Below are 17,458 nucleotides of genomic sequence, written 5' to 3'. Positions count from 1 at the left end.
CGCAATGCTGGACCGCTACCATCCCGAAAACTGGCCGATCTCGCAGGAAGGCGTGATCCACACCCTTATTGCACTGGGCGCCGCAATGCTTGCCGCTTTCCTGGTGCACTGGGTGATCTTCATGGTGCTGCGCAAGATTACGCGCAGTTCATCCAGCCTGATGGACGACGTGATCGTCGAGAAGATCCGCAAGCCCATGCGCTTTGCGATGATCGCCTTTGCGATCAACATCGCCGCCGAAAACGATGCGCTGGTCGGCAATGGCTGGGATATCTTTGCCAATTTCATCACCCCCGCGGTGATCGGCTGGGTCGCCTTCGGCTTCGTGAAGGGCGTCGCCATCGGCTACGAACGCCAGCTGGAAGCAACGGGCGATGAAGTCGCAAATCGCGGATACCGGACGCGCATCGCCATTCTTTCGCGGACCGTGCGCGTGGCGATCATCATCGTCACCATCTCGCTGATCATGTTCAACATCCCGGGCGTACGCGACATCGGTACGACCATGCTGGCATCGGCCGGCCTTGCAGCACTGGCCGTTGGCGCGGCGGCACAGCCAGCATTGAAGTCACTGATCGCGGGGCTCCAGATGGCGCTGACACAGCCACTCAGGATCGGCGATCTGGTCAAGGTCGACGGGCAGGCGGGTCGCGTCGAGGAAATCCGCATGAGCTTCGTAACGGTGCGCACCTGGGACGAACGCGTGCTTGTCGTTCCCACCAGCCGCTTCCTCGACCAGAGCTTCGAGAACTGGTCGCGCGTGAGCGAGAAACTGACCGGACCGGTCATGCTCCATCTCGATCCGGTGGCCGAGGTCGAGCCGATCCGCACCGAGTTCGAGCGCTTCGTCAAACGGCACCCGCTGTGGGACGGACGCAACCTCGCACTGCTGATGACCGAGGCCTATCCCGAAAGTATCGAGCTGCGGCTGTCCATGAGTGCGGACACGATCGGTGATCTGTGGACGCTGCGCTGCGCCGTGCGCGAACACATGCTGGCCTGGCTCAAGGAAAACCAGCCCGGCGCCCTGATCCGCCACCGGCTCGAGGTCGAGGCGGCGAACCAGAGAGCGATGGGCGGCTAGGCCTTTTCCCCGCCGTGCTTGCTGTCGCGCGTCGGCTCCAGCATGCCTTCATGGATGAAGCCGATCGGCTGCACTTCGGCAGCACGTTTCTTCAGCTCGCCTCGCATCTTCTTGTACTCGGCTTCCATCTTGCTCGTGACGGTAGCGCGGCTGTCCTTGAGCGCTTCGACGAAGTCGGCATCGGTGACCTGCTGCACGTCGCCTCCGGCGCGCTTGAGCGCATTGAGGCCTGCACGGCGGACCACATCCTCCAGATCGGCCCCGGTGAAGCGATCGGTTTTCTCCGCAATGCCGGCGAGGCTCACATCGTCCGCAAGCGGCATGTTCGCGGTGTGGATGCCAAGGATCTGCTCGCGACCAGCCTTGTCGGGCGTGCCGACATAGACCAGTTCGTCGAACCGGCCCGGGCGTAGTAGTGCGGGATCGACCAGTGTCGGCCGGTTGGTCGCACCGATGACCACGACCGACTGGAGTTCTTCCAGCCCGTCCATTTCGGCGAGGATGGTGTTGACGACGCGGCCGGTTACCTGCGGCTCGCCCTGCCCGCTGCCGCGCGCTGGTACCAGGCTGTCGATCTCGTCGATGAAGACCACGCAAGGTGCGACGGCACGGGCGCGCTTGAACATTCGCGCGATCTGCTGCTCGCTTTCGCCATACCACTTGGACAGGAGGTCGGAGCTCTTCATCGATATGAAGTTCGCCTCCGCCTCTTTCGCAACGGCCTTGGCGAGTAGCGTCTTGCCGGTTCCAGGCGGGCCATAGAGCAAGAAGCCCTTGGCCGGCCTTATCCCGAGCCGGTGGAAGGCATCGGGGTTCTTCATCGGGAGCTCGATGCCTTCCTTGAGCTTGTCGATCGCATCGGCGACACCGCCGATATCGGACCAGCCGACATTGGGCACCTGCACCATCACCTCGCGCATGGCGGAAGGCTGGATGCGCTTGAGCGCGGAGAGGAAATCCTCGCGGCCGACGTAAAGCTCGTCGAGCACTTCGGGCGGGATGGTGCGCTCGTCGAGGTCAATCTTGGGCATGATCCGGCGCACCGCATCGATCGCCGCCTCGCGGGTCAGCGCTGCGATGTCCGCGCCGACAAAACCATAAGTCGCCTTGGCGAGCTCGGTAAGGTCGACCTTGTCGCCCAAAGGCATGCCGCGCGTATGAATGCCGAGGATTTCGCGGCGGCCCTTCTCGTCGGGGACGCCAATCACGATCTCGCGGTCGAACCGGCCCGGGCGGCGCAGCGCCTCGTCGATCGCATCGGGACGGTTGGTTGCCGCGATGACCACGAGGTTCGAGCGCGCTTCCAGCCCGTCCATCAGCGTGAGAAGCTGCGCAACGAGGCGCTTCTCTGCCTCGCCCGGAACACGGTCGCGCTTGGGAGCTATCGAATCGATCTCGTCAATGAAGATGATGGCGGGCGAAGACTTCCCGGCCTCCTCGAAGACCTGGCGAAGCGCCTTTTCGCTTTCGCCGTATCCCGAGCCCATGATCTCGGGGCCGTTGATCGTGAAGAAATTGGCATCGCTCTCATTCGCGACCGCTTGGGCGAGGCGGGTCTTGCCCGTCCCCGGCGGTCCATGGAGCAGCACCCCCTTGGGCGGATCGACACCAAGGCGGGTGAACAGCTCGGGATAGCGCAGCGGCAGTTCGACCATCTCGCGCAATTGCTGGATCGTATCCTCGATACCGCCAACATCGTCGTAGTTGACGACCGCGCGGGCATCGCGCGGCGGTTCGAATTCGGCGCGTAGTTCGACCTCGGTATCCTCGTCGATATGGACGATACCCTTGGGCGTGGTCGATACGACCGAAAGGCGGATCTGGGTCAGCGCATAGGCGGGCGCATTGAACATGCGGCGCACTTCGGGCGGCATGTTCTGGACCGGCTGCTGGCCCGTTGTGGCGACGAGGTCGCCAGCAGTGAGCGGCTTGCCGGCAAAGTTGCGCTTCAGTGCCTGCGCGGGACCCTGCAGTCGCATCTCGCGATTGGCAGGCGCGAATACAACGCGTGTCGCAGGGCGCGATTCCGCCGCCTTGACCACGACATGCTCGCCAGAACCGACTTCGGCATTTCCGCGTTGGAGGCCATCAAGGCGGATCACCTCGATCGACTGGTCCTCGTCATAGGCGGACATGGCGATGGCGACGGTGGCACGCTTACCGGTAATTTCCACCGGATCACCTTCGGTAATCCCGAGTGCCTGGAACGCCGAGCGCGGCATCCTGACGATGCCCTGCCCGCTTTCTTCCTGCCGTGCTGCCGCGACCTGCAGTCTTACCGTCTTCTCTTCCACAGTCGTCCCGGCTTCAGCATCGGCCATATGGGCTAAGCTCCCTCGCAATTATTGTCTTACGTCTCCGCAGATGGGGACGGGTTACAAACATGCAATGAGCGAGAGGTCTGGGGGGTCCCTTCCTCCGCAGGTTTACGGACAAGAAAAAAGCCCGGCTGGCGAACCAACCGGGCTGGAAAAGTCTTGGGAGAGGATGCCTGAAAGGCAGGTAGAGATATGCTGGCGCGAGCGATTTTGTGCAAGTGCGAAATAAACAAGGTTTGTTGCGCCAGGCGCAACCACCGCAAATAACCTACTGATTTATCGTATCTGCCTTGGCGGGTCATCTCGCGCGTGCAGCGCAACCCTTCGTCTCCTTGGGGTTCGATGCCGTGCCCAGCCAGGCCGTGAACAGCGTCCTGTCGCCGGTAAACTGGTCGACGCAGTCCATGCGCTCGATTGTCAGGACAAAGGGTTCGCCACCTGGGATCGCGCCTTCCTGCGCGCGGAAGATCACCGCATTCTCACCCGGGCTGCCCTTCACATCGATCACGCGGTAGCTCGGCCCTTCGTAGTTCTGACGGATCGACATGCGCTCGCCGCGGTTCTCGAAGCCGATAAAGGGTTCACCGAAATTGACCTTGAAATCGCCCCGCGACGCAGAGCCAGCCAACATGGTCTGCCGCTCTGTCTCCGACTTGATGACTACCGGGTCCGCAGTGACCCTGGGTTCGGGCTCGGGCGTGGGCGGCGGTTCGCAGGCCGAAAGCAGGGGCAGAAGGACCAGTATCGAAAGCGCACGCATCGCTCATCTCCTTGTTCCGGGGGTGACTTATCACAAACTCGGCGCTAGCAGCCACGCTTGTAACGGAGGTCCGATGAACAAGCTCTTTCCCGACGCCGCTTCCGCCCTCGACGGAATTCTCAAGGATGACATGCTGATTGCCAGCGGAGGGTTTGGCCTGTGCGGCATTCCCGAGCGACTGCTCGAGGCTATCCGCGAAAGCGGTGTGAAGGGCCTGACCTTCGCCAGCAACAATGCCGGGATCGACAATGAAGGCATCGGCATGCTGCTGCGTACGCAGCAGGTGAAGAAGATGATCTCTTCCTATGTCGGCGAAAACAAGGAGTTCGAGCGGCAGTTCCTCTCGGGTGAGCTCGAAGTCGAATTCTGCCCGCAGGGCACCCTGGCCGAACGTATGCGCGCAGGCGGTGCGGGCATCCCCGGCTTCTACACCAAGACCGGCGTCGGCACGCAGGTGGCCGAGGGCAAGGAAGTGAAGACCTTCGACGGGGAAGATTACATCCTCGAGCGCGGCATCTTCGCCGACCTCGCCATCGTCAAGGCGTGGAAGGCGGACGAGACGGGCAACCTCGTGTTCCGCAAGACCGCACGCAATTTCAACCAGCCCGCCGCAACCTGCGGCAAGATCTGCGTGGTCGAGGTGGAAGAGATCGTCCCCACCGGCAGTCTCGATCCCGACTGCATCCACCTGCCTGGCGTCTACGTCCAGCGCATGATCGTGGGCGCGCCCTATGACAAGAAGATCGAGTTCGTGACCACGCGCGAACGGGAGACCGCCTGATGCGGATCGCGACGACCTTGTTCGCAGCGTTCGCCCTGGCAGGCTGCGCAACCACGCCCACACCCGAAGCACCTACCGCCAGCGGACTCGCTGAGGATGCGCCCGCGAGCATGCAGTGGCTCTACGGCTCAGGCGAGGCCGCCGGGGCATCGATTCAGGCATGGCGTGGAATTGCCGACTACGCGATTGCGCGCAGCCGCGAACGCCGCGTGCCGCAATCGATCCCGATGGGCATCGGTGGTGAAGTCGCCCCCGCGCAAAGCTGCGCGCGCGGCGACAGCTGGAAACCGCTCGCCGTCGTCTTCGATGTCGACGAGACGGTCATCCTCAACCAGGGTTATGAGTATTGGGTCACCACCACGGGTGCCAGCTTCTCCAAGGCGACCTGGGAAAAATGGGAGAAGACCGGCGCAAGCTATGTCCGTCCTGTCCCCGGCGCCGTGACCGGCATTCGCCGCCTGCGCGAAGCGGGGATCACTCCCGTGTTCAATACCAACCGCGAATTCAGCCCCGAGGGCGCTGCACGGGCGATTGCCGCCGCCGGACTTGGGGAGGCGATCCATCGCGACACGCTGTTTCTGCGCGGCGATGACGGCGTGAATAGCGGCGACAAGGACGGCCGCCGCGCCATGATCGCAGAGCGATACTGTGTGGTTGCGCTCGCTGGCGACAATCTCGGCGACTTCGCCGACATTTTCAACGACGATACGCGCGCTCCGCTCGAACGTCGCCAACTCGCTGCACGGGGTGATCTCGCGCAGCTATGGGGTAATGGCTGGTTCGTCCTGCCCAACCCCGTTTACGGCTATTCACTGAAGGGCACGATGGAGCAGGTCTTCCCCGAAGGCACTCGCTGGAGCCCCGAGACCGCACCCGCCGACGCGCCCGCAATCATGAATGAAGGCAACTGATATGTCCGATACGCAAGCACGCACCGGCTGGGACCGCAACCAGATGGCCGCCCGCGCTGCCAAGGAGCTGGAAGACGGCTATTACGTCAATCTCGGCATCGGCATCCCGACGCTGGTCGCCAACCACATTCCCGAAGGCATGCATGTCACGCTGCAGAGCGAGAACGGCATGCTCGGCATCGGTCCCTTTCCTTATGAGGACGAAGTCGACGCCGACCTGATCAATGCCGGCAAGCAGACCATCAGCGAACTGCCCCACAGCGCCTATTTCGACAGTTCGCAAAGCTTCGCCATGATCCGCGGCGGCCATATCGACCTCACCGTGCTGGGCGCGATGGAAGTGGCCGAGAACGGCGACATCGCCAACTGGATGATCCCGGGCAAGATGATCAAGGGTATGGGCGGCGCGATGGACCTCGTCGCCGGCGTGAAGAAGATCATCGTCGTAATGGATCACAACAGCAAGGCGGGCGACCCCAAGTTCATCCCCTCCTGCACATTGCCGCTGACGGGGCAGAACGTGGTCGACATGATCATCACCAATCTCGGCGTGTTCCACCGCCCCGATCACGACAGCCCATTCCGGCTGATCGAACTGGCTCCGGGCATCACGGCAGACGAAATCGCAGCCAAGACAACGGCGCATTACGAGGTCGCGCTCGGCTGAGACGATGGCCATGTGGCTCGACAAACCGCGCAAGGAAAACGCCCCGCTCGCAGGGCTGAAAGTGCTCGAGCTTGCACGGGTGCTGGCAGGCCCCTGGGCCGGCCAGATCCTTGCCGATCTCGGCGCGGATGTGATCAAGGTCGAAGGTCCCGAAGGCGACAACACGCGCATCTGGGGTCCGCCCTGGGTCGAGCACGGTGGCGAGAAGACCAGCGCCTACTATCACGCCTGCAATCGCGGGAAGCGCGGGATCGTTGCGGACTTTCGTGATGCTGCCGATCTCGATCGGATTGCAGGACTGGCCGGCAGCGCGGATGTCGTGCTCGAGAATTTCAAACCCGGTGGTCTCGCCAAGTTCGCGCTGGACTACAGGACCTTGGCAAAGGCCAACCCGGCGCTCGTCTATTGTTCGATCACCGGCTTTGGCCAGGATGGCCCCCGTCGCGACGAACCGGGATATGATTTCGTCATCCAGGCGATGAGCGGTTTCATGGCGCTGACCGGAGAACCCCAAGGCGATCCGATGAAGATGGGCGTCTCCATCAGCGATCTGTCCTGCGGGCTGTGGGCAGCCAATGCGGTACAGGCCGCGCTGCTGATGCGGCACCGCACCGGCAAGGGCCAGTGGATCGACATGAGCCTGCTCGATTGTTCGGTCGGCCTGCTGGCGAATCAGGCGATGAGCTATCTTGCCACCGGTCAAAACCCCCCTCGCATGGGGAACGCCCATGCACAGGTGAGCGCCTATGGCGTCTTCCCGACCCGAGATGGTCAGGTCGTGCTGGCACCAGCCAACGACGCATTGTTCCGCAAGCTCCTCTCGGTGCTCGATCGGGCAGACCTGCTCGAGGACGAACGCTACGCGACCAACGCAGGCCGGGTCGAGCATCGGGCCGAAGTCGATGCCCTCATCGCGGAAGCCACCGCGAGGTGGAGCCGGGACGAATTGCTGGAAGCTTGCGCAAAGGCGGCCATTCCTGCCGGCCCGATCAATGCCATCGACGAAGTCTTCGCCGACCCCCAGACCATTGCCCGCGGTATGAAGATCACCCCCGAAGGAATGCCGGGGGTACGCAGTCCTTTCACCTTCTCGGATGCCGAACTGGCGCTGGACGATCCCTCTCCGGCGATGGGCCAGCACCAGACAGACTGAAGCCGCAATTCGTCTACTCGTTGACGTCGTCCCGAATTTCTGTAATTACAGAAATAGAGAAAGGGAGGCCGAGTCGTGGCCGACATCATGGAGATTCCAGAAGCGCGCGCCTTCATCCTCCACTGGGGTGAAATGGGCAGCGAATGGGGCGTGAACCGCTCGGTCGCGCAGATCCATGCCCTGCTCTATCTCTCCGACAAGCCTCGCCATGCCGAGGATATTTGCGAGAAACTCGGCCTCGCCCGCTCCAATGTCTCAAACGGGCTCAAGGAGCTGCAATCCTACCAGATCGTGCGCCGCGTCCATATGGAAGGGGATCGGCGCGATCATTTCATCGCCGATACCGATCTGTGGGACATGCTCATGAAGATCACGGCCGAGCGCAAGCGCCGCGAGATCGATCCGACGATCCAACTCTTGGGCGAGCTGGCGGAAAGCCTCGACAAGCGCGATGACGTGCCCGCCCACGTTCGCGAGCGGGTCGGTCGAATGCATGATTTCATCGGCAACCTTGCGAATTGGTACGCCGACGTGCGCCGTCTTCCCAAATCGACGCTCGTCACGCTGATGAAGCTGGGCGGCCGCGTGGCGCGTCTGCTTCCGGGCAGCAAAGCCTAGACACCAAGCTGATATGAAGGAGACCCAAGCGATGAACGAACAACCGCAAGATGGTGTTTCTGTAATTTCAGAAATTTCAGTTTACCAAGGTAGTCCGGGAGTTTTGCACTTCGCGGCTGCGCTTGGCTGGGGGACGCTTGCCGGGACCTTGAGCTTAACGGTTGCGATCATTCTGATTACTCTTCCCAGCACCGCTCCCGGCCTGCTCAGCGGCATAGTCTTTCTGGGCGTTATTGTCGGTTTGTTTACGCTGGCCGGGATGGTCGTGATTGGTCTCCCGGCCACATTCATTCTCTCCGTCGTCGAAGAAGAACATCAGTTCTTGTACGCGGCCATTGGTGCCTTCTCAGGCTTCGCAGCGATGATGATCCTGTTCGGCCGGTCGTCTAGCCCGGGCTTCGAAGAGCTACTCTTCGCTGGCCCTGGTGGCCTCGCCGGAGGTGCCTCTGCCTGGCGCTGGGGCGGCTGGCGTGAAGCGCTGGCTATCAGCCGCCAGAGCGACCCCATTCACAACCACCAACCCGAAGACTGAATGGAGGACATCATGTATCTAGTTCCTGCCTATATTATCTATCTCGTCATCAGCATCGGGCTGACAGTGTGGGTCGCCCGTACCTTGTCGAAGAACGGCATAGTCTTCCTGAAGGAGTGCTTCGGGCATGACGATGCCCTCGCCAATTCGACCAACCACCTGCTCGTTGTCGGCTTCTACCTCGTCAACCTGGGATGGATTCTGCTGACGCTGCGCTTCGGTACGCCGCCCGAAGGAATAGCCGAGACGCTGGAGTTTCTCTCGACCAAGATCGGCCTCGTCGTAGTGGCGCTCGGCTTCATGCACTTCTTCAACATGAATGCCGTCGCCAAGTTCGGCCGCAAGGTCGGCGAGTGGCTGCGCGAGGACAGCTTCGGGAACCAGCTGAAGCCCGAACCGCAACGCGGTATCTTGGACTAAGCTGCGATCCTGCAACCGAAAGGCGGTCGGAGTCGGCCGCCTTTCTGTTGCCTCTAATCGAGCGCTCCGGGGCTCATCTCGATCGTGCTGCCTTCGCCCCAGGTTGAAACCGAAATGGTCACACGCTTGCCCTGGATCAGTTCCGCCACCCGTTGCGGGGACGGCAGGCGATCCTGCGCCACGTAACTCACGTTGCGATTGTCGTGATGCATCGTCACACTGTAACGGGGTTTTGCCCTCTTTCCTGGGCCTGCTAGTAGCTGCGCCGCTTCATCGAGCCCGACGGATATTCCGACCCCGCTGTCTCCTGCTGCGATCAGATAGCGATCCCTAGAATCGACCGGGCGATAGACGCGATTGTTGTTGCCGAGATCGGAATCCCGGCACCATTCCGTCGCCACCTCGGGTTCCTTTACCGGCTCACCCTCATCGACGTCCTTCAGGACCATTTGTCCAAGCATGCCGCTCAGAAGATTGGCCGCACCATCATTCGGCGCATCCTTGGCTTTCTTCCTGAACTCCAGCGGCTCTGAGCAGTCCTGGATAGCACGGACCGCGCTCGCGGCCCCAAGCTCCTCGGGAAGGACCAGCTCGGTCAGCGCCTGCCGCATCCATGCCTCCAGCGCCGCAGCATCGTGCTTCTCCGACGTCGCGCGCAACTTGATGTACCAGTTGCCGAGTGAGAACAGGGCGAGCCCGGTGGACTTGAATGAAGCCTCTTCGGGCATCGTGTAGATTGCTTGCAGTCCGCTCGGCTCCGATCGACCCGGCAATGTCATTGAGTAGGTCAGGCCGGCCGGATGTGCGCCCGCATAGATATCGCGACTCTCGATCCCGTAACGTGCCTGCTCGAACCAGATCGGAACATTGCCGCTGGTTTTGCGATAGACATAGACGCTCAGCATCTCGCCACCCCCGTCGAAGCTGAGCCCGGTGTTGAGCGCGTCGGGGCTGTACGCCGTGGCGTGCGTTCTGTCGACGCCGGCAAGCGTGAAAGGGACGACTATGCCACTATGTTCATGCGTCCAGCCTTCGCCCTCCGGCAATTCGAGTCTCTCCTGCGCTGCGACTGTCGCCGACAGGCACAGGGCAGAGCAAGCGGACAAGGCAAGCTTCGCAAATCTCAAAATCATTTGACCCTCCCAATAATGAGAGAGGGTTATCCGCGGGACAGGCGAAAGCGCAAGCTCTTCGGCTCGATCAGGAAATTGCTGCCTTGAGGTCATCCACCAGGTCGGTGCGCTCCCAGGGGAAGAAATCGCCATCTGCCGTACGGCCGAAATGGCCATAGGCGGCGCTCTTGCGGTAGATCGGCTTGTTGAGCCCTAGATGCGTGCGGATACCGCGCGGGGTCAGGCCGCCGAGTTTCTCGATGCTGCCGATCGCATTCTCCAGCGCCTCGTCGGTTACGCCGTCGGCGCAGGTCCCGTGAGTATCGACATAGAGCGAGAGCGGTTTGGAAACGCCGATCGCGTAGGAGAGCTGGATCGTGCAGCGCTTGGCGAGGCCGGCTGCCACGATATTTTTCGCAAGGTAGCGGGTGATATAGGCCGCAGAACGGTCAACCTTGGTCGGATCCTTGCCACTGAAGGCACCGCCGCCATGCGGGGCGGCACCGCCGTAGGTGTCGACGATGATCTTGCGTCCGGTCAGGCCCGCGTCACCGTCCGGTCCGCCGATCTCGAATGCGCCGGTCGGGTTGATGTGCCACTCGGTTTCGTCCGAGACCCAGCCCTGGGGCAGGATTTCGGTGACCACCTTCTTCACATAGGCCTTGAGCTCGGCCTCTTTCTCGCCCTCGTGATAGCCCTTGCCGTGCTGGGTCGAGACGACGATCGCGGTGCAGGCCACCGGCTTGCCGTTCTCATAGCGCAGCGACAGCTGGCTCTTGGCGTCAGGCTCGAGGAAGGGTGCCGCGCCGCTCTTGCGGTCCGCGGCAAGGCGTTCGAGAATCTTGTGCGAGTAATCCAGCGTGGCGGGCATGAGGTCGGGCGTTTCATCGCAGGCAAAGCCGAACATGATGCCCTGGTCGCCGGCGCCCTCGTCCTTGTTGCCGCTGGCATCGACGCCCTGCGCGATTTCCGAGGACTGGCCGTGGAGGTGGTTCTCGAAGGTCAGCGTTTCCCAGTGGAAACCTTCCTGTTCGTAGCCGATCTCGCGCACGGTACGGCGCACGGCTTTTTCAATCTCGTCCTTCGCGCCGGGTGCCCAGCCGCCATTGTCTGCCCAGTCGGGATTGTTCTTGTCATACATCGGGGCGCAGCGGATTTCGCCCGACAGGATCACGCGCTGCGTCGTCGTCATGGTTTCGCAGGCGACGCGCGATTCGGGGTCCTTCGCCAGCATGAGGTCGACGATAGCGTCGCTGATCTGGTCGGAAACCTTGTCGGGATGGCCTTCCGAAACGCTTTCGGAAGTGAACAGGTAGTTGCTGCGCATGAAGACCCCAATAGAAAGATATAAAGATAGCTTTAAGTGTGGCGGCTGTCCTAGCTCCGCCTGCGTCGACTTGCAACCAGCGATGCGGCCAGAAGAACTATTGCCCAGCCAAGCGTAAGCCAGTGCCCGAAACGCGCGAAGAGGGTCGGCGAATGGGCAGGAGGGACAAGGGTATCGATCCGGTCTGCCCGCCCTCGGCCGATATGATCGCGCACTACGCCGCGCGCATCCACGATCGCGCTGATCCCGGTGGTTGTTGCACGCAGGACCGGCAGGCCTTCCTCGATCGCCCGCAGTCGGGCCTGCGCAAGGTGCTGCGGCGGGCCCCATTCGCCGAACCAGCCATCGTTCGATGGATTAAAGATATAGTCGGGACGATCGCCCGGCTCGACCACCTCCCCGGAGAACACGATCTCGTAGCAGATCTGCATCCCGGACCGGCCGTGATCACCAAGGTCGATGGTCTGCGGGCCCGGGCCGGGGAGGAAATCGATGGTGCCCGACACCAGGCGGGAGAGTCCCAGCGGCTCCAGCAGCGACCGCATCGGCAGATACTCCCCGTAGGGCACCAGGTGTGCCTTGGCATAGCGCGGCCCAAGATTGCCCTCCGCATCGATCGGAGTGATCGCGTTATAGGCCCCCACCGCCCGCACCCGACCGGCAACATCGGCAAGTTCCAGATCGACCGCGCCGGTCAGCAGCAGGCTCCCCTCGCTGATGGCCTGACCGATACGGTACCGCGCAAATCCCGGATCGCCGCCGGCAGTCAACTGGTTGTAGTAACGCTGCGGATAGCCTTCGCGCAGGTAATCGGGAATGCCGCTTTCGGGCCAGAGCACCAGCCGGCGGCTCAGCGGCTGCTGCGGCTTGCTCAGCGCAGAAATGCGCTGGAACTGGCTCTCGAACATCTGCGGGTTGTCGAGGTTCTCCTGCTTGAAATTTGGCTGCACGAGCGTGACCGGCAGGAAACCCTCTTCACCCTCACCTACAGGGATCAGCATTCCGGCGGTGACAAGCGCAAGAGCTCCGCAAACGGCAACCCAGCGGCGCGCGGCGATCCCTGCGGCAAGCAGGCCCGCGAATGCCACGGCGATTCCGGATAGAGCATAGCTTCCCATCGCCGGGAGGATCGCGGCCACACCAGGCCTCTCCCAATCGCCGAGCAGGGCCATCGAAAACGGGCCCCATGCATAGCCGCTGAAAACCCAGCTACGCAGCCATTCGGCACCGATCCACAGCGCGCCGAAGGCGAGCGAAAAAGCGGGCAGTCCCTTTTCTCGCGCAAGCATCCACGCGGCGAGGGCGGCGAGACCCGGCCAGACTGCGAGATAGAGCGAGAGCAGCGGGACTGCAGCCCAGCCGTAGAATGCAGGCATCTCGGCCTGGTAGGTGAAGGCCGTGGCGATCCAATTGTTGGTGAGCGTGAAATGCGCGACGCCGAACAGCCATCCGACGAGGAAAGCGGCTTTGCGGTTTTCCTGTCGGTACAGCAGCCAGACCAGTGCGGCGACAGCGGCAAGGGCGAGCGGCCAGATATGCAGCGGCTGGAAGCCGGTCGCGGAAGCCAGGCCGAGGAGCAGCGCGCTCCAGCGTGGGTGGCGCATCAGGAATGCGGGGATACGATCCATCGCTCCGCCTGTTAAGGCAGGGCGCGGCATTGGCAAGGAAAAGCGAAAAGGTGGAGCGCGATCAGCCGACCGCGCTCACATCCTCGCCATCTGCCGGCTTGCGCGTACGGCGACGCGGAGCGGGCTTGGCCTCGTCGGCACCGATCGCCGGGGGCAAGGCCGACACGTCGATCTCGCCCTCGTTGCCGGGGGTACCCTCTTCACCCTTCTTGGCCTTGCGCGGAGCGCGGCGCTTCTTGGGCGCCTCGTCCTCGTCGGCATTGCGAGTGAAAGGATTCTCTTCGGGCTCGTATTCGTTGCCCTCGTCGTCATTCGAACCGCGACGGGACTTGCGGCCACGACCGTCCTGCTGGCCCTGATCGTCGTCGCGACGACCACGGCTGCGGCGGTTCTTGCGGTTATCGTCGCCGTCATCGTCCGAATCGTCATCGTCCGACTGGCTGCCGCGATCGTCCTGCCGCTTGGCCTTGGCTTCTTCCTGGCGGGCCTTGTTGTCGGCAATCACGCGGAAATAGTGATCGGCGAACTGGAGGTAGTATTCGGCCTGCACGCGGTCGCCATTGTGCTGGGCGTCCTGCGCGAGCTTCTTGTACTTGTCGAGCAACTGGGGCGCGTTGCCACGTGCCCGGCTGTCGATCCGGTTTGCCGAATTGCCGCCGCCCTGGTTGCGGTTGTTGTTACGACCGCGACGACGGTTATTGCGATTGTTGTTCAAGGAATAATCGTCCTTTTGATGGCGCGGCGCGAACCCTCGGTCCGCCTCTGGCCACGTAATCCATTAAACATGCAGCGCCCTCTCGCAGCATGCGCGCCCCGGTCTGTGCATGGTATGCGAGGGGCTTAGCCTCACACCGTAACTGCCATGTCGGAGCTTGGGAGCCGGCGGGACGGACATCCGCACACCACTGGCCTGTGGCCAGAGTTAAAGCCTCGAATCGGCTTTGCCAACCCCTTTATGTCAGAATGAGGGCGCGCGGGCGATTTGCGAGGTCCTTGCGCAGGGCAACCGTGAAGCCCGCCATGCGCGCAATTTCGCTTACGCTATCGGTTTGTTGATGTCCGATTTCGAGAATCGTCACGCCGTCGTCGGTCATGAGATTGCGCAATTGCGGAATGATAATCCGGTAATCGTCGAGCCCTTCAGGACCAGCGAACAGAGCCATAGACGGCTCATGATCGCGCACATCGGGCTCGAGTTCTGCCTTGTCCTCGACATAGGGCGGATTGCACAGGATCAGGTCGAAGCGGCCAAGGTCCTGCGTCCAGCCATCCTTGCACCAGTCGAGCAGGTGGAAGCGAACGCGATCCTCGATGCCGAGCAGGTCCGCATTGTCATGCGCTACAGCCAGTGCCGCAGAAGACTTGTCGGTCCCGACGCCCGACGCCCTCGTTTCCGCAATCACGCTGAGAAGCAGTGCCCCCGTTCCCGTTCCCAGATCGAGCACGCGCGTGGCCTCACCCTTCAGTTCCAGCGCCGTCTCGACCAGGACTTCACTGTCACCGCGAGGGATCAGCGTATCGGAAGTAACCTTGAACTGTCTTCCGAAGAATTCCTGGTGCCCGAGGATATGCGCAACAGGCTCATAGCCCAGTCTCCGTTCAACCAGCGCATCGAAGTTGCCGGGTACCGGATCGCGCATTGAGCGCAGCAGCATGGCGGATCGCTCCGTTCCCAGCGCATGCGCCATCAGCAGTTCGGCATCGAGCCGCGCGGTTTCGCTCGTTTTCAGGAGCCGTTCCGCGGCCGCCCTGATCGCTTCTGCGACCGTCACTCGCTCATTGCCGCGAGGCGCTTGGCCTCGTCCTCGGCGATCAGTGCATCGACCAGTTCGCCAAGGCCGGGCCCTGCGATGATCTGCGGCAGCTTCTGCAGAGTGAGGCCGATGCGGTGATCGGTCACGCGGCCTTGCGGGTAGTTATAGGTGCGGATGCGTTCGGAGCGATCGCCGCTGCCGACCATTGCCTTGCGTGCTTCGGCCTCCGCCCCCTGGGTTGCCTCCCGCTCCGCATCGTAAAGGCGCGTGCGCAGCACCTGCATCGCCTTTTCCTTGTTCTTGTGCTGGCTGCGGCCGTCCTGGCAGGTCACGACCGTCCCTGTCGGAATATGCGTGATGCGGATCGCGCTGTCGGTAGTGTTGACGTGCTGGCCACCCGCACCGCTGGCGCGATAGGTGTCGATCTTGAGGTCGGTCGGATCGATCTGGATGTCGACCTCGTCCGGCTCCGGCAGCACCGCAACCGTTGCCGCAGAGGTATGGATGCGTCCGCCGCTCTCGGTTTCGGGCACGCGCTGAACGCGGTGGACGCCGCTTTCGAACTTGAGCTTGGCAAAGACCCCGCTGCCGGTGACGTTGGCGACGATTTCCTTGAAGCCGCCAACCTCGCTGGCGTTCATGCTCACTGGTTCGACCTTCCAGCCCTGCTCTGCGGCATAGCGTTCGTACATGCGGAAAAGGTCGCCCGCGAACAGCGCCGCCTCGTCCCCGCCCGTGCCGGCGCGAATTTCGAGCATGGCGGGCTTGTTGTCGGCGCTGTCACGCGGGAGCATGGCGATGGCGAGCTGGCGTTCGGCCTCGGGCAGGCGCTCGCGCAAGGTGGCCAGCTCCTCCTCCGCCATGGCCTTCATTTCCGGATCGGCGAGCATCTCTTCGAGGCTCGCAATCTCCTCGCGCGCCGCCTTCACCTCGGCTGCGACCTTGGCGACGGGTTCCAGCTCGGCATAGTCTCGGCTCGCCTGGACAAAAGCGTCGCCCTCAAGCTGCCCAGACGCCATCCGCGCCTCGAGCTCGGCGAAGCGATGGGCGATCTGATCAAGGCGTTCGGCAGGGACTTTTGTCAAAGGGAGGCGGCCTTCTTTGCTTCCACTTTCTCTACCAAATACCCAACGATGTCGTCCGGGATGTTGGGGAGCAAAATCTCTGTTTCCACGCCGGATTCCAGGTCTTTCATCTTGACGATGCCCTGATCGAGTTCTGAGTCACCAAAGATCAGTGCGATCATTGCATTGGCGGAGTTCGCCTTTTGCATGCGCTTCTTGACGTTGCCCCTGAAGGCCATTTCAACCGAGAAGCCTCCACGCCGAAGTCTCGACGAAATGTATTGTGCTGTCTCTTCGGCGCTTGCTCCGATCGGCACTACTGCAATCGGGAAATCATCGATGCTCGGCCAGCGTTTCTCCCCCACCAACATCGCCAGCCGCTCGATCCCGGCAGCCCAGCCGACCGCCGGTGTCGGCGCGCCGCCGAGGCTTTCCATCAAGCCGTCGTAGCGACCGCCGCCGAGGATCGTGCTCTGGCTGCCGAGCTTGCCTGCCGCCTCGCTGCCCTCGTCAGGGATGAATTCGAAGGCCGTGTGGCGATAATAGTCGAGACCGCGTACGAGGCTTTCGGCGCGAGTCCACTTCACGCCTGCGGCATCGAGGCCGCTAGTAACGGCATCGAAGAATGCACGCGCATCGTCGGAAAGGAACTGGTCGATCTTTGGCGCATCGGCGACGAAGCGCTGGTCGCGGCGATCCTTGCTATCGAGGATGCGCAGCGGGTTCTTTTCGAGCCGCTCCTGCGAATCCTCGGAGAGTTCGTCCTTCACCGCGCGGAAGTGCTCGACCAGTGCTGCGCGCCAGGCTTCGCGGCTGTCGCCATCGCCCAGCGTATTGAGGTGCAGTGTCACGCCATCGATGCCGAGTTCGCGGATGATCTGGTCGGCCATCGCGAGCAGTTCGACATCGGCCTGCGGTTCGCCTGCGCCGATAATCTCGGCGTCGATCTGGTGGAACTGGCGATAGCGGCCCTTCTGCGGGCGCTCGTAGCGGAACAGCGGGCCATGCGTCGCCAGCTTGACCGGTGCGTGCTGCTGCCAGCCATTGGAGAGATAGGCACGCGCGATCCCGGCCGTGAACTCGGGTCGCAGCGTCAGCGATTCGCCGCCGCGATCCTCGAAGCTATACATTTCCTTCGAGACGATATCGGTCGTCTCGCCGATCGAACGGGCGAAGACCTCGGTCTTCTCGAAGACCGGCATTTCGACCCGGCGGAAGCGGTAGAGCTTGCGCACGCGCTCGAAGGTTTCGACCACGAAGGCAAAAGCCTCGGCGTCGGGTCCGAAGATATCTTGGGTGCCGCGGATGGCTTGGGGCGTTTTCGACATG

At 62.4% G+C, this 17,458-nt stretch carries 17 protein-coding genes; 8 read left to right on the top strand and 9 right to left on the bottom strand.

The features are described from left to right. Nucleotides 1-4 precede the first annotated feature (4 nt). Nucleotides 5-1,084 (top strand): mechanosensitive ion channel family protein, encoded by a 1,080-nt coding sequence (locus K3146_RS12445; RefSeq protein ID WP_221546636.1) that lies wholly within the window; start codon nucleotides 5-7, stop codon nucleotides 1,082-1,084. Here K3146_RS12445 and K3146_RS12440 read toward each other — a convergent pair. Further along, nucleotides 1,081-3,405, bottom strand: coding sequence for a CDC48 family AAA ATPase (locus tag K3146_RS12440; protein ID WP_221546635.1), 2,325 nt, complete (start codon nucleotides 3,403-3,405; stop codon nucleotides 1,081-1,083). The two genes, K3146_RS12445 and K3146_RS12440, sit on opposite strands and share 4 nt — an antisense overlap. A gap of 295 nt (nucleotides 3,406-3,700) precedes the next feature. Further along, on the bottom strand, nucleotides 3,701-4,162 hold the full coding sequence (locus K3146_RS12435; RefSeq protein WP_221546634.1) for a hypothetical protein: 462 nt from the start codon (nucleotides 4,160-4,162) through the stop codon (nucleotides 3,701-3,703). Between the two features lie 73 nt (nucleotides 4,163-4,235). Between K3146_RS12435 and K3146_RS12430 the strand changes: the two genes are divergently transcribed. The 7 genes from K3146_RS12430 to K3146_RS12400 all read left to right on the top strand — a co-directional run bounded on the left by K3146_RS12430 (nucleotide 4,236) and on the right by K3146_RS12400 (nucleotide 9,244). Next, nucleotides 4,236-4,943 (top strand): CoA transferase subunit A, encoded by a 708-nt coding sequence (locus tag K3146_RS12430; RefSeq protein ID WP_221546633.1) that lies wholly within the window; start codon nucleotides 4,236-4,238, stop codon nucleotides 4,941-4,943. Continuing rightward, entirely contained in the window at nucleotides 4,943-5,854 is a 912-nt protein-coding gene (locus K3146_RS12425) for a 5'-nucleotidase, lipoprotein e(P4) family (RefSeq protein WP_221546632.1), read from the top strand. The genes K3146_RS12430 and K3146_RS12425 overlap by 1 nt, the downstream gene beginning before the upstream one ends. A gap of 1 nt (nucleotide 5,855) precedes the next feature. Next, complete coding sequence (locus K3146_RS12420; protein ID WP_221546631.1) at nucleotides 5,856-6,521, top strand: CoA transferase subunit B; 666 nt, start codon at nucleotides 5,856-5,858, stop codon at nucleotides 6,519-6,521. Nucleotides 6,522-6,531: 10 nt separating this feature from the next. Further along, nucleotides 6,532-7,674, top strand: coding sequence for a CaiB/BaiF CoA transferase family protein (locus tag K3146_RS12415; RefSeq protein WP_221546819.1), 1,143 nt, complete (start codon nucleotides 6,532-6,534; stop codon nucleotides 7,672-7,674). A 75-nt stretch (nucleotides 7,675-7,749) separates the two neighbouring features. Further along, nucleotides 7,750-8,292 (top strand): GbsR/MarR family transcriptional regulator, encoded by a 543-nt coding sequence (locus K3146_RS12410; protein ID WP_345724378.1) that lies wholly within the window; start codon nucleotides 7,750-7,752, stop codon nucleotides 8,290-8,292. A 31-nt stretch (nucleotides 8,293-8,323) separates the two neighbouring features. Beyond that, the gene (locus K3146_RS12405) at nucleotides 8,324-8,824 is read left to right on the top strand and encodes a hypothetical protein (RefSeq protein WP_221546630.1); all 501 of its coding nucleotides are present in this window, start codon (nucleotides 8,324-8,326) and stop codon (nucleotides 8,822-8,824) included. Nucleotides 8,825-8,836: 12 nt separating this feature from the next. Next, a complete protein-coding gene (locus K3146_RS12400; RefSeq protein WP_221546629.1) occupies nucleotides 8,837-9,244 on the top strand; it encodes a hypothetical protein in 408 nt (135 codons plus the stop codon). A 53-nt stretch (nucleotides 9,245-9,297) separates the two neighbouring features. On the opposite strand, the gene K3146_RS12395 is transcribed toward K3146_RS12400, so the two are convergent. The 7 genes from K3146_RS12395 to hisS all read right to left on the bottom strand — a co-directional run bounded on the left by K3146_RS12395 (nucleotide 9,298) and on the right by hisS (nucleotide 17,457). Continuing rightward, nucleotides 9,298-10,377: a hypothetical protein gene (locus K3146_RS12395; RefSeq protein ID WP_221546628.1), complete on the bottom strand. Its 1,080-nt coding sequence runs from the start codon at nucleotides 10,375-10,377 to the stop codon at nucleotides 9,298-9,300. A 67-nt stretch (nucleotides 10,378-10,444) separates the two neighbouring features. After that, entirely contained in the window at nucleotides 10,445-11,683 is a 1,239-nt protein-coding gene (metK, locus tag K3146_RS12390) for a methionine adenosyltransferase (protein ID WP_221546627.1), read from the bottom strand. 50 nt (nucleotides 11,684-11,733) lie between these two features. Beyond that, nucleotides 11,734-13,311 (bottom strand): apolipoprotein N-acyltransferase, encoded by a 1,578-nt coding sequence (gene lnt / locus K3146_RS12385; RefSeq protein ID WP_221546626.1) that lies wholly within the window; start codon nucleotides 13,309-13,311, stop codon nucleotides 11,734-11,736. Between the two features lie 61 nt (nucleotides 13,312-13,372). Beyond that, nucleotides 13,373-14,026, bottom strand: a complete 654-nt coding sequence (locus K3146_RS12380) for a DUF4167 domain-containing protein (protein WP_221546625.1) — start codon at nucleotides 14,024-14,026, stop codon at nucleotides 13,373-13,375. A 238-nt stretch (nucleotides 14,027-14,264) separates the two neighbouring features. Next, nucleotides 14,265-15,083 (bottom strand): peptide chain release factor N(5)-glutamine methyltransferase, encoded by an 819-nt coding sequence (prmC, locus tag K3146_RS12375; protein WP_221546624.1) that lies wholly within the window; start codon nucleotides 15,081-15,083, stop codon nucleotides 14,265-14,267. Beyond that, nucleotides 15,080-16,150: a peptide chain release factor 1 gene (gene prfA, locus K3146_RS12370; protein WP_221546623.1), complete on the bottom strand. Its 1,071-nt coding sequence runs from the start codon at nucleotides 16,148-16,150 to the stop codon at nucleotides 15,080-15,082. The genes prmC and prfA overlap by 4 nt, the downstream gene beginning before the upstream one ends. Further along, complete coding sequence (gene hisS, locus K3146_RS12365) at nucleotides 16,147-17,457, bottom strand: histidine--tRNA ligase (RefSeq protein WP_221546622.1); 1,311 nt, start codon at nucleotides 17,455-17,457, stop codon at nucleotides 16,147-16,149. The genes prfA and hisS overlap by 4 nt, the downstream gene beginning before the upstream one ends. Nucleotide 17,458 lies beyond the last annotated feature (1 nt).

This window comes from Qipengyuania vesicularis (assembly GCF_019711415.1).
Classification (GTDB): Bacteria; Pseudomonadota; Alphaproteobacteria; order Sphingomonadales; family Sphingomonadaceae; genus Qipengyuania; species Qipengyuania vesicularis.
This window is presented reverse-complemented; position numbering and strand designations above follow the sequence as displayed.